Annotated in this window: 18 protein-coding genes; 8 read left to right on the top strand and 10 right to left on the bottom strand. The window is 60.5% G+C overall.

Going from position 1 to position 22,284, the window contains the following annotated elements; all coding sequences use genetic code 11:
- Positions 1 to 23: 23 nt before the first annotated feature.
- The 6 genes from rpsK (at position 24) to bfr (ending at position 4,750) form a co-directional block, all read left to right on the top strand.
- A complete protein-coding gene (rpsK, locus tag LOY69_RS26935; RefSeq protein WP_007924177.1) occupies positions 24 to 413 on the top strand; it encodes a 30S ribosomal protein S11 in 390 nt (129 codons plus the stop codon).
- Positions 414 to 431: 18 nt separating this feature from the next.
- Positions 432 to 1,052: a 30S ribosomal protein S4 gene (rpsD, locus tag LOY69_RS26930; protein WP_011063772.1), complete on the top strand. Its 621-nt coding sequence runs from the start codon at positions 432 to 434 to the stop codon at positions 1,050 to 1,052.
- Positions 1,053 to 1,074: 22 nt separating this feature from the next.
- Positions 1,075 to 2,076, top strand: coding sequence for a DNA-directed RNA polymerase subunit alpha (locus tag LOY69_RS26925; protein WP_007970428.1), 1,002 nt, complete (start codon positions 1,075 to 1,077; stop codon positions 2,074 to 2,076).
- 42 nt (positions 2,077 to 2,118) lie between these two features.
- Positions 2,119 to 2,505 (top strand): 50S ribosomal protein L17, encoded by a 387-nt coding sequence (rplQ, locus tag LOY69_RS26920; protein WP_007924175.1) that lies wholly within the window; start codon positions 2,119 to 2,121, stop codon positions 2,503 to 2,505.
- 176 nt (positions 2,506 to 2,681) lie between these two features.
- Positions 2,682 to 4,130: a catalase gene (locus LOY69_RS26915; protein ID WP_265073843.1), complete on the top strand. Its 1,449-nt coding sequence runs from the start codon at positions 2,682 to 2,684 to the stop codon at positions 4,128 to 4,130.
- 155 nt (positions 4,131 to 4,285) lie between these two features.
- Complete coding sequence (gene bfr, locus LOY69_RS26910; protein WP_025129396.1) at positions 4,286 to 4,750, top strand: bacterioferritin; 465 nt, start codon at positions 4,286 to 4,288, stop codon at positions 4,748 to 4,750.
- A 117-nt stretch (positions 4,751 to 4,867) separates the two neighbouring features.
- Here the strand turns inward: bfr and uvrA are convergent, their stop codons facing one another.
- Positions 4,868 to 7,702, bottom strand: a complete 2,835-nt coding sequence (uvrA, locus tag LOY69_RS26905) for an excinuclease ABC subunit UvrA (RefSeq protein ID WP_102882401.1) — start codon at positions 7,700 to 7,702, stop codon at positions 4,868 to 4,870.
- Positions 7,703 to 7,879: 177 nt separating this feature from the next.
- Here uvrA and LOY69_RS26900 point away from each other — a divergent pair, with 177 nt between their 5' ends.
- Together LOY69_RS26900 and LOY69_RS26895 are read left to right on the top strand one after the other, a co-directional pair.
- The gene (locus LOY69_RS26900) at positions 7,880 to 9,274 is read left to right on the top strand and encodes an MFS transporter (protein WP_265073842.1); all 1,395 of its coding nucleotides are present in this window, start codon (positions 7,880 to 7,882) and stop codon (positions 9,272 to 9,274) included.
- A gap of 9 nt (positions 9,275 to 9,283) precedes the next feature.
- Positions 9,284 to 9,793 (top strand): single-stranded DNA-binding protein, encoded by a 510-nt coding sequence (locus LOY69_RS26895; protein ID WP_011063767.1) that lies wholly within the window; start codon positions 9,284 to 9,286, stop codon positions 9,791 to 9,793.
- 96 nt (positions 9,794 to 9,889) lie between these two features.
- Here LOY69_RS26895 and LOY69_RS26890 read toward each other — a convergent pair whose 3' ends face one another.
- From LOY69_RS26890 to LOY69_RS26850, 9 genes are all read right to left on the bottom strand, one after another.
- On the bottom strand, positions 9,890 to 10,942 hold the full coding sequence (locus tag LOY69_RS26890) for a hypothetical protein (protein ID WP_265073841.1): 1,053 nt from the start codon (positions 10,940 to 10,942) through the stop codon (positions 9,890 to 9,892).
- Between the two features lie 14 nt (positions 10,943 to 10,956).
- Positions 10,957 to 12,783 (bottom strand): hypothetical protein, encoded by a 1,827-nt coding sequence (locus LOY69_RS26885; RefSeq protein WP_102882398.1) that lies wholly within the window; start codon positions 12,781 to 12,783, stop codon positions 10,957 to 10,959.
- A gap of 3 nt (positions 12,784 to 12,786) precedes the next feature.
- Positions 12,787 to 14,073, bottom strand: a complete 1,287-nt coding sequence (locus LOY69_RS26880) for a hypothetical protein (protein WP_110596279.1) — start codon at positions 14,071 to 14,073, stop codon at positions 12,787 to 12,789.
- Between the two features lie 13 nt (positions 14,074 to 14,086).
- Positions 14,087 to 15,034 (bottom strand): hypothetical protein, encoded by a 948-nt coding sequence (locus tag LOY69_RS26875; RefSeq protein ID WP_110596278.1) that lies wholly within the window; start codon positions 15,032 to 15,034, stop codon positions 14,087 to 14,089.
- Between the two features lie 66 nt (positions 15,035 to 15,100).
- On the bottom strand, positions 15,101 to 17,527 hold the full coding sequence (locus LOY69_RS26870; protein ID WP_265073840.1) for a hypothetical protein: 2,427 nt from the start codon (positions 17,525 to 17,527) through the stop codon (positions 15,101 to 15,103).
- A 12-nt stretch (positions 17,528 to 17,539) separates the two neighbouring features.
- On the bottom strand, positions 17,540 to 18,727 hold the full coding sequence (locus LOY69_RS26865; RefSeq protein ID WP_110596276.1) for a hypothetical protein: 1,188 nt from the start codon (positions 18,725 to 18,727) through the stop codon (positions 17,540 to 17,542).
- Positions 18,706 to 20,151, bottom strand: coding sequence for an alkaline phosphatase family protein (locus tag LOY69_RS26860; protein WP_102882393.1), 1,446 nt, complete (start codon positions 20,149 to 20,151; stop codon positions 18,706 to 18,708). The genes LOY69_RS26865 and LOY69_RS26860 overlap by 22 nt, the downstream gene beginning before the upstream one ends.
- Complete coding sequence (eboE, locus tag LOY69_RS26855; RefSeq protein ID WP_265073839.1) at positions 20,141 to 21,379, bottom strand: metabolite traffic protein EboE; 1,239 nt, start codon at positions 21,377 to 21,379, stop codon at positions 20,141 to 20,143. Before eboE ends, LOY69_RS26860 begins: the two co-directional genes overlap by 11 nt.
- Positions 21,376 to 22,260: a TatD family hydrolase gene (locus LOY69_RS26850; RefSeq protein ID WP_102865272.1), complete on the bottom strand. Its 885-nt coding sequence runs from the start codon at positions 22,258 to 22,260 to the stop codon at positions 21,376 to 21,378. The genes eboE and LOY69_RS26850 overlap by 4 nt, the downstream gene beginning before the upstream one ends.
- Between the last annotated feature and the right edge of the window lie 24 nt (positions 22,261 to 22,284).

Raw genomic sequence — 22,284 nt, 5'->3', positions numbered from 1 at the left:
AGCGAATCGACAGGAATTTAGTCATGGCAAAACCTGCTGCTCGTCCTCGTAAAAAGATTAAAAAGACAGTGGTTGATGGCATCGCCCACATCCACGCGTCTTTCAACAACACCATCGTGACCATTACCGACCGTCAAGGTAACGCTCTTTCCTGGGCAACCTCCGGTGGTTCGGGTTTCCGCGGTTCTCGCAAGTCCACCCCGTTCGCTGCTCAAGTAGCTGCCGAGCGTGCTGGTCAAGCTGCGCTGGAATATGGCCTGAAGAACCTCGACGTTAACGTCAAGGGCCCAGGTCCAGGTCGTGAATCCGCAGTCCGCGCTTTGAACGGCTGTGGCTACAAGATCGCCAGCATCACCGACGTGACGCCAATCCCGCACAACGGGTGCCGTCCGCCGAAGAAGCGCCGCGTGTAATCCAGGAGATTGTAAAGAATGGCTCGTTACATTGGTCCAAAATGCAAACTGGCTCGTCGCGAAGGCACCGATCTCTTCCTGAAGAGCGGCGTGCGCGCTATCGAATCCAAGTGCAACATCGAAGCAGCTCCTGGCATCCACGGCCAGCGTCGTGGTCGTCAATCCGACTACGGTACTCAGCTGCGTGAAAAGCAAAAAGTTCGTCGTATCTACGGCGTGCTCGAGCGTCAATTCAGCGGCTACTACAAACAAGCAGCTGGCAAGAAGGGCGCAACCGGCGAAAACCTGTTGCAACTGCTCGAATGCCGTCTGGACAACGTTGTATACCGCATGGGCTTCGGTTCTACTCGTGCCGAATCCCGTCAGCTGGTATCGCACAAGTCGATCAGCGTAAACGGTCAGACCGTTAACGTTCCGTCCTACCAGGTTCGTGCTGGTGACGTGGTTGCTGTTCGCGAGAAAGCAAAAAATCAACTTCGCATTGTCCAAGCTCTCGATCTGTGTGCTCAACGTGGCCGCGTAGAATGGGTAGAAGTAGACACTGAGAAGAAGTCGGGCGTTTTCAAGAACGTTCCAGCTCGCAGTGATCTGTCCGCCGACATCAACGAAAGCCTGATTGTCGAGCTCTACTCCAAGTAAGGGCTAGAAAATAGGTGCATCCATGCAGATTTCGGTAAATGAGTTCCTGACACCCCGCCACATTGATGTGCAGGTTGTCAGTCCAACCCGCGCCAAGATCACCCTCGAGCCTCTCGAGCGTGGTTTTGGCCACACCCTGGGCAACGCGCTGCGCCGCATCCTGTTGTCCTCAATGCCCGGCTGTGCAGTAGTCGAGGCCGAGATTGACGGTGTGCTCCACGAGTACAGCGCCATCGAAGGTGTACAGGAAGACGTAATTGAAATCCTGTTGAACCTTAAAGGTCTGGCTATCAAGCTGCACGGCCGTGACGAAGTTACGCTGACCTTGTCGAAGAAGGGTTCGGGGGTGGTTACCGCTGCCGATATTCAGCTGGATCATGATGTCGAGATCGTTAACCCCGATCACGTAATCGCTAACCTGGCGTCTAACGGCGCCCTGAACATGAAGCTCGTAGTAGCTCGTGGTCGTGGTTATGAGCCGGCCGACTCGCGTCAGAGCGATGAAGACGAAAGCCGCAGCATTGGTCGCTTGCAGCTTGATTCTTCGTTCAGCCCGGTTCGCCGTATCGCATACGTGGTGGAAAACGCCCGTGTCGAGCAGCGTACTAACCTGGACAAGCTGGTTATTGATCTGGAAACCAACGGTACTCTGGATCCTGAAGAGGCTATCCGTCGTGCTGCAACCATTCTGCAACAGCAGTTGGCTGCGTTCGTCGACCTCAAAGGTGACAGTGAGCCAGTGGTAGTCGAGCAGGAAGACGAGATCGATCCGATCCTGCTTCGCCCGGTTGACGATCTGGAACTGACTGTACGTTCGGCTAACTGCCTTAAGGCGGAAAACATTTACTACATCGGCGACCTGATTCAGCGTACCGAAGTAGAACTGTTGAAGACTCCGAACCTGGGCAAGAAATCCTTGACCGAAATCAAGGACGTTCTGGCCTCCCGCGGTCTGTCCCTCGGCATGCGCCTCGACAACTGGCCGCCTGCAAGTCTTAAGAAGGACGACAAGGCGACTGCCTGATCGTCGTAATCACCGAACGTTGTGTTTGGTAAGGAATGAACCATGCGTCATCGTAAAAGTGGGCGTCACCTGAGCCGCACCAGCTCGCACCGCAAGGCCATGTTCCAGAACATGGCGGTGTCGCTGTTCGAGCACGAGCTGATCAAAACTACACTGCCGAAAGCTAAAGAACTGCGCCGCGTTGCCGAGCCGCTGATCACTTTGGCCAAGACAGACAGCCTGGCTAACCGCCGTCTGGCTTTCGACCGTACTCGTTCGAAAGCTATCGTTGGTAAGCTCTTCAACGACCTGGGCAAGCGTTACGCTACCCGTGAGGGTGGCTACCTGCGCATCCTCAAGTGCGGTTTCCGCGCTGGCGACAACGCTCCTATGGCGTACGTTGAACTGGTTGATCGTGCTGTCGGCGGTGAAGCTGTATCCGCTGAGTAAGACGTCAGTCTGAAACAAGGAACCGGGCCTAGTGCCCGGTTTTTTGTGTCTTTATGTATTAGATATTTCTATCGTTAGCTAATGTGTAATGCATTGGATGTTGTAACACTGGTGGTCAATACTCTTCGTCAGCCGATTAGCCGGCAGTTTCACAGACTGACAGAGGAAGATTGTGCATGAGCCAGACCAAAACTCTTACTACCGCTAGTGGCGCTCCTGTCGCTGATAACCAGAATTCCCGTTCCGCCGGCCCTCGTGGCCCGCTGCTTCTCGACGATTTTCACCTGATCGAAAAGCTCGCCCATTTCAATCGCGAGAATATCCCTGAGCGTCGCGTGCACGCCAAGGGCTCGGGTGCCTACGGCACTTTCACGGTCTCTCGCGACATCACCCAATACACCAGTGCCAAGTTGTTTGAAGCGGTTGGCAAGAAAACTCCGACCTTCCTGCGTTTCTCTACAGTAGGCGGCGAACGTGGTTCGGCTGACACCGAGCGCGATCCCCGCGGCTTTGCCCTCAAGTTCTACACCGAAGAAGGCAACTGGGACATCGTGGGTAACAACACCCCGGTCTTCTTCATTCGTGACCCGCTGAAGTTTCCCGATTTCATCCACACCCAGAAGCGCCTTCCTCAGAGCAACCTGAAAAGTGCTCAGATGATGTGGGATTTCTGGTCGCATTCGCCTGAGGCGCTGCACCAGGTCACCATTCTGTTTTCCGATCGGGGCATTCCAGACGGCTACCGTCATATGCACGGCTTTGGCAGTCACACCTACAGCCTGATAAACGCCAAGGGCGAGCGGCACTGGGTCAAGTGGCACTACAAGACCAAGCAAGGCATCAAGAACCTGGCGCCGGCAGAGGCTGCACGTCTGGCGGGTACCGATCCGGATTACGCTCAGCGCGACCTGTTCAACGCGATCGAGCGCGGCGACTTTCCGAAGTGGAGCGTGTGCATCCAGATCATGACTGAGGCGCAAGCCGCGGCGCACTATGAGAACCCGTTCGATGTGACCAAGACCTGGTCGCAGAAAGAATTTCCGCTGATTGAAGTTGGCGAGTTGGAGTTGAACCGCAATCCGCTGAACTACTTCGCTGAGGTCGAACAGGCCGCTTTCGGACCAAGCAACATGGTGCCAGGGGTCGGGCTTTCTCCAGATCGCATGCTGCAGGGCCGGGTGTTTGCTTACGCCGATGCTCACCGTTATCGCGTTGGTACCAATCACCAGCAACTGCCAGTGAATGCGCCGCTGAGCCCGGTGAACAGCTATCAGCGCGACGGCTCCATGGCTTTCGGAAGCAATGGCGGTGCTGCGCCGAACTACGAGCCCAACAGCTACAGCGATGCGCCTAAGCAGGCTCCACGCTACGCAGAGCCGCCCCTGGCCCTTAGCGGTGGTGCAGACCGCTACGATCATCGCGAAGACACCGACTATTACAGTCATGCAGGAGCTCTGTTCCGCTTGATGAGTGATGAGCAGAAGGCTCTGTTGATCAACAACATTGCCGGTGCCATGACTGGAGTGACTGCTGATGTGGTTGATCGTCAGCTGCAACATTTCTATAAGGCTGACCCGGCTTACAGCGAGGGTATTGCCAAGGCTTTGGGTGTATCGCTCAAGTAAGTCTAAATAAGAAGCAGAACCGCCCTCATTTGGGCGGTTTTTGCGTTATTTATACTGCTTTTCTCAGATAATCTTCACTTTTTCGGTTATTTCTAAGTGACCTGCAAGTCAGCTTGGTTCACACTATCGACTTTCAAGCAGGGAGATGTAGGGCGATGCAAGGTCACCCGGACGTAATCGATTACCTCAACACGTTGCTGACGGGCGAACTGGCAGCACGCGACCAATATTTCATCCACTCGCGGATGTACGAAGACTGGGGCTTTACCAAGCTCTACGAGCGTATCAACCACGAAATGGAAGAAGAGGCGCAACACGCCGATGCCCTGATGCGCCGCATTCTGATGCTGGAAGGCACGCCGCGCATGCGGCCTGACGATCTCGACACCGGGACCACGGTGCCGGACATGCTGGCCAGCGACTTGCGCCTTGAATACAAGGTTCGCGCTGCGCTGTGCAAAGGCATCGAGCTGTGTGAACTGCACAAGGACTACGTCAGCCGCGATATTCTGCGTATCCAGTTGGCAGATACCGAGGAAGACCACACCTACTGGCTGGAGAAGCAGTTGGGCCTGATCAAATCCATCGGGCTGGAGAACTACCTGCAGTCGCAGTTCTGACTGCATAAGGCGTGGATACCGGTTTGCGAGCAAGCTCGCTCCTACGGTAGATGCGTCAATCCTGAGATGTAAAAAAGCCCCTGTCACCGTGAGATGACAGGGGCTTTTTCATGGGGCTCAGGCTCGATCGCGAGTTAGCAGCGGCTTGAGGTAGTGCCCGGTGTGGGACTGCGGCATTTCCGCTACCTGTTCCGGGGTGCCGACGGCGATGATCTGGCCGCCTTTGGAGCCGCCTTCCGGCCCCAGGTCCACCAGCCAGTCGGCAGTTTTGATCACATCCAGGTTGTGCTCGATCACTACCACTGTGTTGCCGTGATCACGCAGGCGGTGCAGGACGTCCAGCAATTGCTGGATATCCGCGAAGTGCAACCCAGTGGTCGGTTCATCGAGGATATACAGGGTCTTGCCAGTGTCACGCTTGGACAGCTCGCGTGACAGCTTGACCCGTTGTGCCTCGCCGCCAGACAGCGTGGTAGCCGACTGGCCGAGCTTGATGTAGGACAGGCCCACATCCATCAGGGTCTGCAGCTTACGCGCCAGGGCCGGGACGGGAGCGAAGAACTCGCGGGCCTCCTCGATGGTCATTTCCAGCACCTCGTGGATGCTTTTGCCCTTGTACTTGATTTCCAGCGTCTCGCGGTTGTAGCGCTTGCTCTTGCACACATCGCAGGGCACGTAGATGTCAGGCAGGAAGTGCATCTCGACCTTGATCAAGCCATCGCCCTGGCAGGCTTCACAGCGTCCACCCTTGACGTTGAAGGAGAAACGTCCAGGTCCGTAGCCTCGGGAACGGGACTCAGGAACCCCAGCGAACAACTCGCGGATCGGCGTGAACAGCCCGGTGTAAGTGGCCGGGTTGGAACGGGGAGTACGACCGATCGGGCTCTGATCGATATCCACGACCTTATCCAGGTGCTGCAGACCATTGATGCTGTCGTGAGGCGCCGCCTCCAGGGTCGTGGCACCGTTCAACGCCGTGGCGCTCAAGGGGAACAGGGTGTTGTTGATCAGCGTCGATTTGCCCGAGCCGGAAACCCCGGTCACGCAGGTCAGCAGTCCGATGGGAATTTCCAGGTCGACATTGCGCAGGTTGTTGCCGCGAGCGCCCTTGAGTGTCAGGGACAGCTTCTTGTTGCGCGGCGTACGTTTGGCCGGCACCACGATCTTCACCCGGCCCGACAAGTACTTGCCGGTTAACGAATCCGGGTGCGCCATGACTTCAGCAGCCGTGCCTTCGGCGACGATGCGTCCACCGTGCACACCGGCGCCCGGGCCGATATCCACCACATAGTCGGCCAGGCGGATAGCGTCTTCGTCGTGTTCAACCACGATTACGGTGTTGCCAATATCCCGCAGGTGTTTCAGGGTCCCCAGCAGCCGATCATTGTCCCGCTGGTGCAGGCCAATGGATGGTTCGTCGAGGATGTACATGACCCCCACTAGGCCGGCACCGATCTGGCTGGCCAGGCGAATACGCTGAGCTTCGCCGCCGGACAGGGTATCGGCGCTGCGATCCAGGGTGAGGTAGTCGAGCCCGACGTTCACCAAGAACTGCAGGCGCTCGCGGATCTCCTTGAGGATCTTGTCGGCAATCTCACCACGGCGTCCGGTGAGTTTCAGCGTACCGAAGTAGTTCGTGGCATCGCCGATGGGCAGGCTGGTGACCGCCGGCAGGGTCTTCTCGCCGACCCAGACGTGGCGAGCCTCGCGACGCAGGCGTGTGCCACGGCAATCCGGACAGGGCTGGGTGCTGAGGAACTTGGCCAGCTCTTCACGTACGGTGGCCGATTCGGTCTCCCGGTAGCGCCGCTCCAGGTTCGGCACTATGCCTTCGAAGGGGTGGGAGCGCTTGACGATGTCGCCCCGGTCGTTGAGGTACTTGAAGTCGACGTTCTGGGTTCCACTGCCGTGCAGGATGACCTTCTGCTGATCCGCCGGCAGTTGGTTGAACGGTACTTCCAGGCTGAAGCCGTAATGAGAGGCCAGTGAACCGAGCATCTGGAAGTAATAGACGTTGCGTCGGTCCCAGCCGCGAATCGCCCCTTCGGCCAAGGTCAGTTCGCCATTGACCAGGCGCTTGATGTCGAAGAACTGCTTGACCCCCAGACCGTCGCAGGTAGGACAAGCGCCGGCGGGGTTGTTGAAGGAGAACAGCTTGGGTTCCAGTTCGCTGATGGCATGACCGCAAATCGGGCAGGCGAAACGCGCGGAGAAGATCATCTCTTCCCCCGGCTCGTCGTCCATCGGCGCTACCAGGGCAATCCCGTCCGCCAGTTTCAGCGCGGTTTCAAAGGACTCTGCTAGGCGTTGTTGCAGATCGCCACGCACCTTGAAGCGGTCGACCACCACATCGATGGAATGCTTCTTCTGTTTATCCAGCTTCGGCAGCTCGTCCAGTTCAAACAGCTTGCCGTTGACCCGGGCCCGCACGAAGCCCTGGGCCCGCAGCTCTTCAAAGACCGAGAGGTGTTCACCCTTGCGCTCACGAATGACCGGGGCCAGCAGCATCAGCTTGCTGCCTTCGGGCTGCGCCAGCACCAGGTCGACCATCTGGCTGACGGTCTGGGCTTCCAGAGGAATGTCGTGGTCCGGGCAGCGCGGGGTGCCCACGCGAGCATAGAGCAGGCGCAGGTAATCGTAGATTTCGGTAATGGTGCCGACGGTGGAGCGCGGGTTGTGAGAGGTGGATTTCTGTTCGATGGATATCGCCGGCGACAGCCCTTCGATGGTGTCGACATCGGGCTTTTCCATCATCGACAGGAACTGTCGGGCGTAAGCCGACAGCGATTCGACATAGCGGCGCTGGCCTTCGGCATAAAGCGTGTCGAAAGCCAGGGACGACTTGCCGGACCCAGACAGCCCGGTGATGACGATCAACTTGTCCCGCGGCAGGGTCAGGTCGATGTTCTTCAGGTTGTGGGTGCGGGCCCCACGAATCAGAATCTTGTCCAAAAGTGGCCTCGATCGGCGGGCGTAAAGGCAGGAGTATAAAACCAAACACTGGATGGATGCACACTATCATGCGGTGCTTTTTTGCTCGCTGCTGGGGCTGCGCGGCAAAGCGTCGCCATATACCCCCTCAATCGATCGGACTGGTAGAATCGCCGCCGGTTCACATGAGGTTTATCCATGCACGATCCCCACAGCGAACGCATGAGTGGCAGCGAGACCCGCGCAGCGAGCGGTCTGGCCCTGGTGTTCGCCTTCCGTATGCTTGGCATGTTTATGGTACTGCCGGTCCTGGCGACCTATGGAATGGATCTCGCAGGAGCGACCCCGACTCTGATCGGCTTGGCGATTGGCGCCTATGGTCTGACCCAGGCGGTTTTCCAGATTCCCTTCGGCATCATTTCCGACCGTATCGGTCGTCGCCCAGTGATTTACCTGGGGTTGATCGTGTTCGCCCTGGGCAGCGTGCTGGCGGCCAACGCCGATTCGATCTGGGGCGTGATCGCCGGACGAATCCTGCAAGGTGCCGGGGCGATTTCCGCCGCAGTGATGGCGCTGCTTTCGGACCTGACCCGCGAGCAGCACCGGACCAAGGCCATGGCCATGATCGGCATGACCATCGGCCTGTCCTTTGCCGTGGCCATGGTGGTCGGTCCGCTGCTGACCCGCAGCTTTGGTCTGTCGGGGCTGTTCCTGGCCACGGGTGCCATGGCCCTGGTGGGCATCCTGATCGTGGCTTTCATGGTCCCGCGCTCCACCGGCCCGTTGCAGCACCGCGAGTCCGGCGTGGCGCGCCAAGCGCTGATCCCGACCCTCAAGCATCCCGATCTGCTGCGCCTGGATCTTGGTATCTTCGTGTTGCACGCCATGTTGATGTCGAGCTTCGTCGCCTTGCCCCTGGCACTGGTGGAAAAGGCCGGCCTGCCCAAGGAACAGCACTGGTGGGTCTACCTCACCGCGCTGCTGATTTCCTTCTTCGCCATGATCCCGTTCATCATCTACGGCGAGAAAAAACGCAAGATGAAACGAGTTCTGCTCGGCGCTGTCATTACGCTGCTGCTCACCGAGCTATTCTTCTGGGAGTTCGGCGACAGTTTGCGGGCGCTGGTGATCGGCACCGTGGTGTTCTTCACCGCATTCAACCTGCTGGAGGCGTCGTTGCCGTCGCTGATCAGCAAAGTCTCGCCGGCAGGCGGCAAGGGCACGGCGATGGGGGTGTATTCCACCAGCCAGTTCCTCGGTTCGGCACTGGGCGGCATCCTCGGCGGCTGGTTGTTCCAGCATGGCGGTTTGTCGGTTGTGTTCCTTGGATGCGCAGGTCTGGCTGCACTCTGGTTGGGCTTTGCTGTTACCATGCGCGAGCCTCCATATGTGACGAGCCTGCGCTTGCCGTTATCGCCCGAAGCGATCCGCGAAGCTGGTCTGGTTGAGCGCCTGAAAGCCGTCGCTGGAGTAACAGATGCCGTGGTGGTGGCCGAAGAGGCTGCCATTTACATCAAATTGGACACCGAATTATTGGATCGCGTGACGCTCGAGCAGTTGGTCAACTCAGCGCCGTCGCCGCGCGAAGCCTAGGAGAACGTTATGGCCCGTGGGGTTAACAAAGTCATATTGGTCGGTACTTGCGGCCAGGATCCCGAAGTTCGCTATCTGCCTAACGGTAACGCCGTGACCAACCTGAGTCTGGCCACCAGCGAACAGTGGACCGACAAGCAGACCGGTCAGAAGGTCGAGCGCACCGAGTGGCACCGTGTTTCGATGTTCGGCAAGGTCGCGGAGATTGCCGGTGAGTACCTGCGCAAGGGTTCCCAGGTCTACATCGAGGGCAAACTGCAGACTCGCGAGTGGGAAAAAGACGGCATCAAGCGCTACACCACCGAGATCATTGTCGACATGCAAGGCACCATGCAGCTGCTGGGTGGCCGTCCACAGGGCGACCAGCAAGGCCAGGGCGGCATGTCCAACTCGGCACCGCGTCCTCAGCAGTCCCGTCCTGCTCCGCAGCCACAGCGTGAGTCGCGTCCAGCGCCACAGCAGGCCGCTCCGCAGCCGGCACCGGATTTCGACAGCTTCGATGACGATATTCCGTTCTGATCGCTCCCTCGAGCATTCAGTATCGATGAGAAAGGGGCCCCGTACAGGGCCCCTTTTTTATGCCGGACTGTTTCCTTTCAGGCGTTGGGATTGGGCTCAAAGTTGCACTCGGCGCAATCGACCGCTCAGGGCAACCACCTGATGATCCGGCGTGGGAATCGGCCGTCCACTGAGGCCCATGCCTTCGCTCACCAGCACCGCTCCCTCGACGCAGCACAGATTGGACGGTGTATCCAGTTCGTTGGCGAGCACCTGCACACTGCGTTGCTGCAGGTCGCAGCGCAGCAGCCGTCCACTGAAGCGGGCAAAGCCGCCGTGCAAGGTCTCGCCGGACCAGTCGGGCTGCAGGGGCTGCAACAGTCGGTCGCACAGTTCCAGCACCAGAATCCGCTCCTGCGGGTCCAGCGCCAGCCCGGTGGGCAATTGCAGCCCGCGAATCAGTACCTCGATCCTGCCACTCTCGGGCCAGACCCGGATTACCTGGCCCGCCTTGTCGGTGAAGTCGATGCCCTTTCGCGCCGGGTCACTGTGCAGCTCGCCAGAGAACAGGCTGATCAGCACCGCGTCGGTCTGTGGCTCATGCACCAGGGTCACGGGTACGGCTTCCTGGCCCTGATCCAGGTCGGGCAGTTGGGCCAGGATCTGCTCCTCACCCTGAGTGAACTCCACCAACTGGTTGGTATCGGGCTTGACCGCCAGCCAGCTCTGGCGCGTGGGGTGATAGCACAATGAGTTGAGGTTGCCGTGGCTGTGGAACAGCGGCTCGGGCGGGCTGTATTGCAGGTCCAGAAGCTTGGAACCGGCGACGTAATCGGTCTGGCTGGCCAGGTAGCGCCCGGCACCGAAGGCAATGTCCGACAGCCCCATGATTTCATCGCGCAGCATCCGCGACTGCATGTTCATCGAGCGAAAGCCCTTGACCAGAACCTCGGGTGGCAGGTAGGTGCCGGGGGCGTGAGGATCTGGTCGCAGGCGACTGATGCGACCGCTGAACGCTTGGTCCGGGAGGCCTGAGCCAGCTTCCACCAGCAGCAGGCCGCCATCGTTTTCCACGCAGACGCCGCGTGGGTTGAAGAGGCCTTCGGCGATGATGCTGCTTGGGCACAGCATCCGTTCCGGCTGGGCGGGAATGTGTAGAGCAACGGGCATGGTCTTCTCCTTGTTCAAGGTTGCCAGGGCGTGCCGTTGAGATAGGCGGTCAGCAGGGAGCGTTGGCTCGGCGACATCGAACGCACCACGGACATGTACAAGGTGGTGTTCTGGTACTCGGGGGATATCCGGGCCAGGATCGCCTGTTTGTAACCCATCACCGCGTCGGGTTGATTGAGCTGGATGTAGCGCGACATGGCAGGGAAGGCCAGGTAATGAAAGCGCAGCACGTTTTGAAACGCCTGTTCCCAGGTGACGATGCTGCCGGTTGGAATGCCGAAGTCGCTCCAGGCGTACTTGCGGAAGTTGCTGAAGCTCTGGGTCAGAAGGTTGTTGTCGATGGTGTAGGTCAGTGTGGTGAAACCGGCCTGGGTATTGGAACCGGCGACGGGGACGACGTTGAAGCTCACCGAAGGTTGACCGGCCGGCACCGTTACCGAGTTCGGTAGCTCCAGGAAGTTCCAGTAGCGATTGGCTTGATAGGCGGCGGTCGCCGAGGCGTCGATGCTGATTGGCGTATCTTCCTGTACCGGTGCTCCCAGGTAACGGACTTGCAAGGTGATCTGCACGCCGCTGCTGTTGGGGTCCAGGTAGGTGTTGCGCTGATCGCTGTAGACCCGATACGGGCATTCGGGGGCCGACAGCGCCGGGTTGCGGGTGGTCCCGGGGGCACTGATGCACAAGGGCGTGCTCTGCACCAACTGTGTCTGGGTCGAGTTGAGCGGTACGTCGATGATGCCGCCGTACCGGTAGTAGTCCTGCAGCAGCGGGTCGCTGGGCTCAAAGCTCGCCAGGGGTGTCGTTCCGGCCGCGATGGTGACGGTCCCGTAGTCGGCGTTGGGGCCGATGGGGCTGGTGATGTCGTCGCGTACAGCCCTGAACGTCTGCTTGGGGATCAGGTTGACCATGTCGATGCTCAGTTGCCCGTTGGCAACCTCGGCATAGGCAACGCTGTTGATGTTCAGGTCTTTGTCGGCATTGATGATTTGCCGGCCCGGCGGACAGATTTGCGGCTCATCGGTAAACGCCGTGGCCAGGGTGCCGATGACTCGGCCGATGCTCGGGTTCGGGCTGAACTGGTTGGCGGCGTAGTCGGCATTCAGTTGCTCGGTAGTCAGGGTCGGACACATTTCGAACATCACAAAACGCAGCACGATCCCAGTCGCGTTAGGCGCTTCGATCAGGGCCCTGAGTCCGGCACTTTCCTTGTTGTAGCTGACGATGCTGCTCAGCGGAAAGGTCAGTTGAAAGGTACCGCTGGCATGGAAGGAGCCCGGCGAGTCCATGGTTGCCGGCTCCAGCACCCGGGTGTTGAGGTCGAAACTGCTGCACACGGTATCCCAGCGAATCAGTAGCTCAGGCGTGTTGCCGTTGCCGATCTGCAGGCCTCCGACAAAGATCTGGGTCGTGGTGCTGGCTGTGGGGTCCAGGTCGACCATCATCGGGCCGGAGTAGGGCCCTTGTCCGGTGCCGGGTGTAACGGAGCCGAGCAGGTAGACCGGCTGGCCGACCATATCCCCTTCCAGCGCAATGTTGCCCGGGGTGCCTTGGGAACTGATCAACGCGTTGTGCAGCGTCACCACGTGTTCTCCGTAGTGGTTCCAGCCGCCGGCCGTGTACCGGCTGCTGGGGCCGATTCTCGGGTCCGGGGCGTTGATCAATTGGTACAGGTGCTCATCGCTGTAGGTCTTGGCCTGGTCCGCCACGGTCGAGGTGGTCAGGTCGAACAGCTCAAGGGACGTGGTGATGCCGTTGGGCAAGGTCGGCGAGTTGTTCGGCACGCTGACGTCGGTGGAGATACCGCCCCAGAAGTTCAGTCGGGGTCCATTCAATATGCTCATGTTCTATTCCTTATCCTTGGTGACGCTGCTGACCGGGGCTTGGGCGAATCTGAACAGGAAGGAGAAGTCGCTCTTGTACTGGCTGTTGAGCGGTGCCGCCATGGAGTGGCAGTTCATGCAGCTGCTGTTGGGCTGGATGTAACTTTCCATGGTGACGTTGGCCGAAAGCGACGGCGTTGGCTGCCCCAACGGATTGCCGGGGTTGTCCGGCGACTGTGGGCGTTGGGTGGTGATCAACTGGTAGTACTTGAACACGCTCTGCTGTACCTGCGGATCGCTCTGGTACTGGGTATTGATCTGCTGGGTGACGTCCGTGATCGGGGTGACCCGGTTCAGCGGGTCAGGGGTGCTGAAGCTGCTACCGGGTTTGGGCGTACAGACCATCTTTCCCGCCTGTTGCTGCCACAGGCACGGGGACTGGTTGAGGCTTTCGGCGGGCGCCTTGGCGTTGAAGTAGGAGTAGAAAATCCCCGAGGCCGGTTGGTCTACCCAACGGCCCCCCAGCTGGGTCTTGGGCGGCACGTTGTCGACCTGCTCGAAGGTCGACCAGATCCACTGCGGGAACCCCTCCACCTTGCTGATGATGTGCAGCCCCACCAATCCCAAGTTGGCCTCGGTGGTGCCATTGGGCTGTCCCTGACTGTCGAACTGGGTGACCAGTGCCTTCATCGTCAGATAGCGGCTGCTGTCGTCGGCGCTGGTGAGGATGCGCCAGCTGCTCTTGATCTCGCCGGCGTTGTTGGGAAAACCGATGTTCTTCGCGGCATCGACGACCACCGCGTTGTAGAAGTCGTTAGCGACGATGTAGTTGTAGGAGACCTCGTTGGCGGCGATGTCGTAGTAGGTCGGGTTGCCGCGCTGATCAATCAGCCAGCCGCCCACCGCCTGGTTGTCCGCTTGCACCACCTGAGTGTTCTTGACCGCGGCAATGTTGATCAGGCTGAGGTTTCTGCGGGGCAGTTGCGAGTTCCAGGGGCCCGGATTCTTGGCCCCGGGGAGGAAGGTCTCGCTGACGCTCTTGTAGGTCTGCCACACGGTATCGCCTGGGCTGCCCAGGGGCTTGCTGCAATCGGCCACTCCGCGCTGTCCCGCCTGGGCCGGCCAGTTCAGGTTGATGAACATCTGCCAGCTGTATTGATCGAAAGCCTGCTGCGAGGCGCCGGCGGCAGGCACCGTGGCTGTGGGTGGGCAGCTGGTTTGCGCCCCCGCTGCGCTGGGTTGCAGGGCGCTGGCTTGCTGGCTGCCCAGGCCAAGCAACAACAGGGCGGTGAAACGGCTCCAACGGTTCATGAGGCTGCTCCTGTCACTGCGGGGTGGGTGAAAGTTGGTTCCACTGTGGCCGTGCACCGTTCTTCAGCGATGGCGGTGGCGTGAAGAGCTGGCAGTCAGGCGGGTTGGCCGGGCACATCTTCGCCACCTGGTCCCAGGTCTTGGCCGGGTCCGGCTTTGCATTGCTCCAGTTGCGGTAGTTCTGGCTGACGATTGGCGCGTTGGCGACGCTGGCATCACCGGAGAAATAGAACGACTGCGGATGTTGATAGGCCGGTTGGCCCGGACCGTCGCTGGTGGCCTGCTTGTAGAAGGCATAGCCGAAGAGGATGGGGGGGCTGCCTTTGCCGGGTTTGAGCTCCAAGGCGTAGGCCTGCACGCTGCCGTCCAGATGCTGGCTGCGGGCGGCGCTGTAGGGCAGGTGCTTGATGAAGTCCCGGCGCGGCGGATGGTTCATGGGCGAGAACAGGCAGCAGGCCGGCATGTCCTTGGGCCGGTCCTCGGGGTAGGTGAGGAAGTAGGCCTTGTTACCCAGGGAGACAAAGGAGCAGGTGTAGTTGTTGTCCTTGATCGGGAAGATCGGCAGGCAGTATTTCTCGTAGTGCTCCATCATCGCCCCGGAGCCGTCGCCGTCGGCCGGGACATAGTCGTTGTCGTAGTAGCTGCTGCCCTGGGACACGGTGTAGTCGGCAGGTTGCAGGGTGCTGGGCGGGCTGCTGTAGGGCGGCGGGTTCTTCTCGTAGTTGGCGGTGACCCGGTACATGGTCCAGTCACTGACCCAGGTTGCCGGATAGAGCGGATCGGTCGGCTCGCCGGCCTTGCGCTTGATCACGCAGTTGTTGTTCAAGGCATTGCAGCCCTTGGTGTTGTGCACGCCCATGTTGAAGTAGACGTTGTCGGGGTATTTCTGGGCCCACAGTGTCTGGCTGGCGCACAGCAGGGTGGCGGCCAACAGCAGGCGCTTGAAGAAACTGGCGTTCATCTGACTCTCCTTTGCAAAGCCGGGCGACCCAGGTCGCCCGGTGTTCCAGTGCATGGCCGTTGCGGCTCAGCCTTGCTGATAGTCGTCGAGGTTCAGCGGGGTCGGCGGGTAGCCGGTGCTCACCAGGTCCTTGGCCCAGATTTCCAGCACCTGGCGACGGCTCTGCGGCAAGTCCCGGGTGATAGGCATGGCCAGGGTGCTGGCCTCCTGATACTCCTTGCTGATCAGTTTGATGAACTGCTCGATCGCGCCCTCGATGCGTTGCAGGGAGTTGAGCGGCATGTACTTGTTCATGATCGGGTAGAGGTAATAGAAGGGCTGGAGGATTTGCGGAAAGATGAAGCCGTTCCAGATCCGCACGTTGGCGTCGTCGAACTTGCACACGCCGTTCCAGTAGTCGATGAAGTCCTTGAACATCTGCGGTTCTTGCGGCAGCACCCGCAGCGGCGAAAGGAAGTCGGTGAAGGCACCGGTGTAGGAGAAGCTGAACGGAATCCCTGTCGGATCGTCCTGGATGAAAAACCGCACAGTGGGGAAGCCCGGCGCCACGGCATGCACCGTCAACTGGGCAATGCCGTCGGCATTGGTCTGGATGCGGGTCAGGCTGTAGTTCACGGTGGCGCCCATGCCGGCGTCATTATCCAGTGTCCCGCTCATCGCTTGCGGGTTCTCGAACCTCAGGCAGGGCCTCAGATCGACAGCGGCCGGGGTTTTCAGGAACTCCTGATAGGTGATGGCGCTGCTGACCGGCTCATCGCACGCGGAACCCCTGACGATCATGGCACTCAGGCTCCTGCCACTGCCCTCCCTTAACAGGCTCGGATGCTGCGAACCGCCGATGAACTGGGGCATTCCCGGCTTGTTCTTGGCACGTGCTTTGGGATAGTCAGTGATCAGCACGAAATCCGCCGGGTTGCTGAACGCCAGGTAGTAGTTGCTGGTGGTCAGCATGAAGGCGTTGTTGTACTCGGCGACCCACAAGGTGGTGCCGGCCGGCGCGGGCGTACCGTTGTTTTGCACCATGATGTTCAGCGTCCGGCTGTCACCGACGTCGATGAAGCTGCCGCTCTCGATGACTTCCGCGGTCCACATCTGCTGTTCGGCGGCGATGGTGTCCGTGCCCTTCAGGCGCAGTGCCAGGTTGCCGTTTTTCAACAGGGCCTGGGCGCTGGTATCGAGGGGCAGGTCCAACAGGCCGGAACGCTTGTCAAAGGCGCTCTGCTGATACTGCTCGTAGCTGACGCTGGTCAGGGGCTCGAAGTTGCCGCCCTGCTGGACCCCCAACTCAAAGTCGCCGACGTGGAACTTGGCGGCGACCGGAACAGCGTTGTTGCGGCCATCCAGATCGGGGGCGGCCGGGCCGTCATGGACGTCCGGGTAGATCGGAAAGGTATTGCCCAGGTCCAGAGACAGCGTGTCGCCGTGGAGCTCGGCGCTGATCACGCCCAGATTGACCAACTGTTCATCCGCATGGATCTGCGTATCGTCCGGGACCTTTTTGTAGAAAGGCACCGAAGTCTTAGGCACGAGGCGCTGGCCGGCCGGTGCGGTGGGGAATTCGTTGGCGAACCACAGGCCCAGGGTGCCGGCGGTGCGGCTGTAGGCCGGGTTGAAGAAGGTTTCGGTCGGGTTGTCCAGGCCCATTTGATAAAGCATCTGCAGCCTGGACATGTCCCAGGGCGCCTGGGAATGGCTGTTGACGATCTTGAAGTCGTTGAACAGGCCGTTCTTGTCATAGACCGTCAGGTAGGTGGTGAACCTGATCATCAGGCCCTGGGCGTTCTGACTGAGCATTTCATCCTGCAGGTTTTTCAACAGTTTTGAGTCGCCGATGACCCATTCCAGCTGGTCCTTGGGAAAGCAGGTCTGCCAGGTGGCAGTGACGTAGACCAGGCCGCCAAAGGCGCCCCAGTTGAAGTCGAGAAAGCGGTTGAGCATGCGGTACGTGTGTTTCAGGGTCAGGCCACAGGTGGCGTCACCGAGCACCAACTTGTCGAAGTACAGGGCGGTGAAGGTGTTCTGCCAGGGGCTTACGTCGACGAAGCGTGCGGCGGTCGGGGTCGGGTTGCCGAAGGAGTTGCCCAGCAGTTGGTAGGACTTGTTGATCAGCGGATCGCTGTCGATGTAGCTGTCGACCTTGGATTCCCCGCCGATGATCACCGAGCGCAACTGCTGGTAGTCCACGGTGCCGCAGGCGTTGTCGCCGAACAGATCCCACTCGGCGGGAATCATCGGGTAGTTGTTGGGATCGCCGTTGGTGGGCACCTGCAGCACGTAGTCCGGGACGTTCTTGTAGGCCAGCGGCGTGATGCCCCAGGGCATCAGCGTTTGCGGGGCATTCTTGTCGTTGATCCCGTACCGGTTCAGGAAAGGCCAGTTCATCTGCATCTTCACCGCGTCGTATAGCGGCAGCACATCGTTGTTGTTGAAGGTTGGCGGGTTCCAGAACATGAAACCGTTGAGGTAGATCCGTGGAAAGTTCAAGACGCTCATGGGCTGCTCTCCTTAGCGTTTCCACTGGGCGCGTTTGAGCGACCAGACGTAATCCAGTTTTTGATAACCGACGAAGTCTTTGTCCGGCAGTACGCTGGTGGGGTAGAGGATTCCGCCTGTGTGGTCGATGTTGAACGAGAAGAAGGTGTTCTTCTTCGTCGAATAGGCCGCCGTGCTGTGGCAGGCCAGGCACGATGAGGAGCCTTGGAACGCCGACTCCAGCTGGGAGTTGGCCAGCAGCTTGGGTTCGGCACGGTTCTGGTCGTACTGCACGCCGATCAGTTCGTACTGGGCCAGGTTCGAATACTGCTGCTGGAAGCTGGTGTTCACCGGTTTGGCCGCCTCGGTGGGGCCGGTGATGTTGGTCATCGGCTTGGGTGGGGTGTCATTGGTGACGGTGTACTTGGGATTGTTGCGGTTTTCGAAGGTGGTCCAGACCCAGTCCGGGGTCAGCTTGTTGATCACATGCATGCCGCTCAGGGCGGCGTAGCCCACCTGATACTGGCCCGTGCTGTCCACGTAATAGGCCTGGGAGATGTAGTACCCGTCCTGGGTCAACAGGGCCTTGAAGTCCTGGTCGGTTCCGATCCAGAACCAGGAGGTTTTCAGCTCCCAGGCCGTGTCCGGGAAGTCCAGGTTGCTGGTGAGCTTGGCCAGGCCATCGCGGTTGTAGATCTTGTTGGCGACGATGTAGTTGAAGGTGTCCTCGCCCATCAACAGGTGAAAGCGCACCAACTGTTCGTTTTTCGACGGTGGCACCGGTGGGCCGCTGCGCATTTTCAGAGCCAGGCCATCCACCTGCTGGATGCCGTTCTGCGGGCTGCCTGGCATGTCGTTGCCGAGAAACTGAAACAGCCCTTTGGGGTCCATGCCCTGCTTTTGTGCCAGTTCCGGTACTTCGCTCGGCAGGTTTTCATGGTCGGAGTAGGGCAGGGGCTCGGCCCCCTTCAACAGGTAAACCTGATCGGAAGGCTTGAACGTTTCCCAGACCCGATTGTTGTTGCGGCTGGCATCCGGCTGGTTGAGGCAGACAAACCAGTTCCAGGCCATGGTTTCCGGGCTCTGCTTGAACGTCGCCAGGGTGGTCGTGGGGTCGTCTGCGAAGGTCAGGAACTTGTTGCAATCGAAGGTGTTCGGGCTCTGTGCCTGAGCGAGACCGCTCAACACACTGAGTACCGCTATAGGGATGGTTCGCCGCATGGAATCTCCTTGGCTTGAGCCGTGTCGTCATAGGGGCGCCCTAGGAAATGCTCTAGGAGCAGGTGCTTTACCGCAGTGGCCGGCAGATGCTCCGGCAGTGGTAAATCGCAATCGGTGATCAATAGCGGCCCCACCTCATCGTTGCTCGGCAAGCGTCCGTGGCTGCCGCGAATCAGTCGGGTGTCCAGGGGAATCAGGTCCATGTAGTAGCGAAAGCCGAGCTTCTTCTGCAGCAGGCGGCGGGCGACCCGCAGCTTGGGAAAGCGGATCGCTGGATCGATGAACAGCTCCAGCGGGTCATAGCCCGGCTTGCGGTGGATATCCACGGTGCGGGCGAAGTCCGGGGCCAGGCGGTCGTCGAACCAGTAGTAGTAATCGAACCAGAAGCCCGGGGCGGCCACCGCCACCAGCTCGCCGCTGCGCGGGTGATCCAGCTGCCAGGCCCGCTGTTCGGTTTTATCCAGCACCTGCTCGATGCCCGGCTGGCGCTGCAGCAGGGCCTTGACCCGAGCAATGTCCCTGGGCTGGCGCACGTAGACGTGGGCGATCTGATGGTCGGCCACGGCAAAGGCGGCACTGGCGCCGGGGTCGAGCAGCTCCCAACTCAGGGAGCGGCGTACTTGCAGCAGGCCCTGCTCCCGCAGCACGCGGTTGATGGAGATTGATTGCTGCACCGCTTCGATGCCGTATTCGGAAACCAGCATCACCGCCGCGCCTTGTTGCTGGGCAAAGTCCAGCAGGCGCCCGACTTCATGGTCGATGGCCCGCACTTCGTCGCTGATGGACGGATGCTCGGGCCCCAGGCGTTGCAGGCTGTAGTCCAGGTGCGGCAGGTAGATCAGTTGCAGGTCGGGGCGGCTGATCTGGAACTCGGCGATGGCGCAGTCGACGATCCAGCGACTGGAGGCAATGCCCGCCGCCGGGCCCCAGAAGCCCGGAAAGGGAAACTCGCCAATCTGCCGCTCGATGCGTTCGTGCAGCCCGGGCGGTGACGAGTAGAGGCCGAACATCTTGCGCCCGTCGGCCGGATAGTGGGGGCGTGGCGTAATGGCGGCATCCACCTCGGCGTACATGTTGAACCACCAGAACAGCTGGCTGCAGCGCAGGCCGGGGATCTCACGTTGCAAGGTCTGCCAGACCTTTTCACCCTGGATCAGCGCATTGGGCTGCAGCCAGAAGCGCACTTCGGCCTGATCGCGGAAATACCAGCCGTTGCCGACAATGCCGTGTTGCGAAGGCGGCAGGCCGGTGAGGATCGAGGCCTGTACCGTCGAGGTCACGGCCGGGAACACCGGGCGCAGCCGGGCCATTTTGGCCCGTTGCAGCAGGGCGTTGATCCGCGGCGTGGCCGGGCCCAGCAAGCTGGGGGTCAGGCCGACCACGTTGATCAGCAGCAGGGGCTGGCGCAGTGCTTCAGAGGGCATGGGCTGGCGCCTCCATGGGGGACGATTGCCCATGCAGCAAGTGCCGCTGGCGCAACTGTTGTTCAACCCACTGCAGCTCTGCGGCAATGCCTTGGAGCAGGGCTTGTTCGGTGTCCGGACGCAGGGTGCCGGGCAGTACGTTCCAGCTGTAGGTCTCGACTTCCAGCACCGGCTGGCACTGCGGATGGGCGGCGAGAAAGTCGAAGGTGCGCATCAGGGCCTGCTGGCTGCCGTTGAGCTCCGGCAACAGGAACTGTTCACTGAACAAGGGCACGTGAAAGTGAATGCGCAACTCGGGGCACTGGCCGTGCACCGGTTCTACCGCCTGCAGTGCCTTGGGCAGGTCGGCCCAGGCCAGCAGTTGGCCTTTGCGGTCACGGGCTTTCACCTGATGCAGGTAGGTGGCTTCGGCGAAGTTGCCCAGGGCCTGCAGCACCTGCTCGCGGCGTGCTGGGTCCGTCACCGGCAAGTGACAGATCAGGGCGTTGGAGAGTTGGATCTTGCCCACCGGAATGCGCGCCTGCAGCAGCCGTTGCAGCGATTGGTAGCAGTCCTCGAAGACCACCGCCTGGTGGCAGACGTCGAAGCACAGCGCCAGGTATTGATGATGGGGGTCGGTGGCTTTCCAGTGCTGAAAGAAGGCGATGGCCTGATCGGTGTTTTCCAGTACGCAGTCCGGCTCCATCTCCAGGCACAGCAGGATCTTCTTGCCGCTGCGCCGATGCAGGCTGGCCAGCCCGGCGGTCAACTGCAACAGCTGGGCCTCGGCCTGTTGTTGCTGGGCGTCGTCCCAAAGGGCGGCATAACCCAGAGGCACGCTGGAAATCACGCCCTGCTGGCAGTCCAGGGGCAGGGCGGCGGCGAGCAACTCCGCCAGTTGCAGGCTGTACTCCAGGCGTTGCGGTTCGGCCCAGGTCGGTCGGTAGACCTCGGCCTTCACCGCACCCTGATGGAACTGGCCGTAGGGAAAGCCGTTGAGGGACGTCAGGCGCATCCCGCTGTCGTGCAACAGCCCGAGGAAGGATTCGTGCACTGCGGGCTGCTGCAGCTCGGCGGCCGCCTGGGCGCTGATCCACAGGCCGCTGTCCTGCACCGCCAGGCCACGCTGGCGGCGCACCCCCTGGAAGTGCTGGAGGATCGAGCTCTCCAGGCCGGCCACGTCCCGCGCCGGGTGCACGTTGCTGCAGTAACCGATCTGCGCGGCGCTCCAACCGGCCCGGGCGCTCATTTGACCACCGGTTCCTGGCCGCGCAGGGCGGAGTTGTCCTGCCATTGGCGCCGCTGGTCGATGGGCAGCGGGGTGCTCACCTGTTGCTTGTCGAGTTGTCCGCTCTGGGCGAAGAAATCCACCGGGTTATGGAACAGCACCTGTTCCACCTGAGCCTCGCTGAATCCGGAGGCGAGCATGGCCTGGCCGGTCTTGGGCACCTTGAGCGGATCGCTGATGCCCCAGTCGGCGGCGCTGTTGACCACCATCTTCTCGGTGCCGTACTCCTTGAGCAGGGCCACCATGCGCTGCTCCGACATCTTGGTGTTGGGGTAGATGGAGTGCCCGCGCCAGCAGTCGCTGTCCAGCACCAGGGGCAGGGTCAGTTCGTTGAGGTGATCGATGATCACCAGATGCTCGGCGATGCCCACTTCACGGATCACCGCCAGGGTGCGCTTGGTGCCGCCGATCTTGTCCCGATGCGGGGTGTGCACCAGCACCGGCAGGTTGAACTGCTTGGCCAGCTCCAGTTGTGCGGCGAGAAAGCGGTCTTCCTCGGGGGTGATGTCGTCGTAGCCGATCTCGCCCACCGCGACCACACCGTCCTTGACCAGATAGCGCGGCAGGATCTCCAGCACCTCGTTGGCCACCGACAGGTCATTGGCTTCCTTGGGATTGAGGCCGATGGTGCAGAAGTGGTGAATGCCGAACATGCTGGCGCGAAAGCGCTCCCAGCCCAGAAGGGTGTCGAAGTAGTCAATGAAGCTGCCGACGCTGGTGCGCGCCTGGCCTTGCCAGAAGGCCGGCTCGATCACCCCGGTGATACCGGCGGCGGCCATGTTCTGATAGTCGTCGGTGGTGCGGCTGACCATATGAATGTGCGGGTCGAAGTACTTCGGCATGGTGAGTCCCTGATGCAGTGGTAG

Origin of the sequence: Pseudomonas sp. B21-059 (assembly GCF_026016285.1) — a bacterium.
GTDB lineage: Bacteria > Pseudomonadota > Gammaproteobacteria > Pseudomonadales > Pseudomonadaceae > Aquipseudomonas > Aquipseudomonas danubii.
This window is presented reverse-complemented; position numbering and strand designations above follow the sequence as displayed.

What these genes read in the sequence shown, in the direction of transcription:
- bfr (WP_025129396.1), top strand. Translation starts at nt 4,286, where the DNA reads ATGCAAGGTCACCCGGACGTAATCGATTACCTCAACACGTTGCTGACG.
- LOY69_RS26895 (WP_011063767.1), top strand. Translation starts at nt 9,284, where the DNA reads ATGGCCCGTGGGGTTAACAAAGTCATATTGGTCGGTACTTGCGGCCAG.
- LOY69_RS26870 (WP_265073840.1), bottom strand. Translation starts at nt 17,527, where the DNA reads ATGAGCGTCTTGAACTTTCCACGGATCTACCTCAACGGTTTCATGTTC.
- eboE (WP_265073839.1), bottom strand. Translation starts at nt 21,379, where the DNA reads ATGAGCGCCCGGGCCGGTTGGAGCGCCGCGCAGATCGGTTACTGCAGC.
- rplQ (WP_007924175.1), top strand. Translation starts at nt 2,119, where the DNA reads ATGCGTCATCGTAAAAGTGGGCGTCACCTGAGCCGCACCAGCTCGCAC.
- LOY69_RS26860 (WP_102882393.1), bottom strand. Translation starts at nt 20,151, where the DNA reads ATGCCCTCTGAAGCACTGCGCCAGCCCCTGCTGCTGATCAACGTGGTC.
- LOY69_RS26880 (WP_110596279.1), bottom strand. Translation starts at nt 14,073, where the DNA reads ATGAACCGTTGGAGCCGTTTCACCGCCCTGTTGTTGCTTGGCCTGGGC.
- rpsK (WP_007924177.1), top strand. Translation starts at nt 24, where the DNA reads ATGGCAAAACCTGCTGCTCGTCCTCGTAAAAAGATTAAAAAGACAGTG.
- LOY69_RS26890 (WP_265073841.1), bottom strand. Translation starts at nt 10,942, where the DNA reads ATGCCCGTTGCTCTACACATTCCCGCCCAGCCGGAACGGATGCTGTGC.
- LOY69_RS26850 (WP_102865272.1), bottom strand. Translation starts at nt 22,260, where the DNA reads ATGCCGAAGTACTTCGACCCGCACATTCATATGGTCAGCCGCACCACC.
- rpsD (WP_011063772.1), top strand. Translation starts at nt 432, where the DNA reads ATGGCTCGTTACATTGGTCCAAAATGCAAACTGGCTCGTCGCGAAGGC.
- LOY69_RS26915 (WP_265073843.1), top strand. Translation starts at nt 2,682, where the DNA reads ATGAGCCAGACCAAAACTCTTACTACCGCTAGTGGCGCTCCTGTCGCT.
- LOY69_RS26885 (WP_102882398.1), bottom strand. Translation starts at nt 12,783, where the DNA reads ATGAGCATATTGAATGGACCCCGACTGAACTTCTGGGGCGGTATCTCC.
- LOY69_RS26925 (WP_007970428.1), top strand. Translation starts at nt 1,075, where the DNA reads ATGCAGATTTCGGTAAATGAGTTCCTGACACCCCGCCACATTGATGTG.
- LOY69_RS26875 (WP_110596278.1), bottom strand. Translation starts at nt 15,034, where the DNA reads ATGAACGCCAGTTTCTTCAAGCGCCTGCTGTTGGCCGCCACCCTGCTG.
- LOY69_RS26865 (WP_110596276.1), bottom strand. Translation starts at nt 18,727, where the DNA reads ATGCGGCGAACCATCCCTATAGCGGTACTCAGTGTGTTGAGCGGTCTC.
- LOY69_RS26900 (WP_265073842.1), top strand. Translation starts at nt 7,880, where the DNA reads ATGCACGATCCCCACAGCGAACGCATGAGTGGCAGCGAGACCCGCGCA.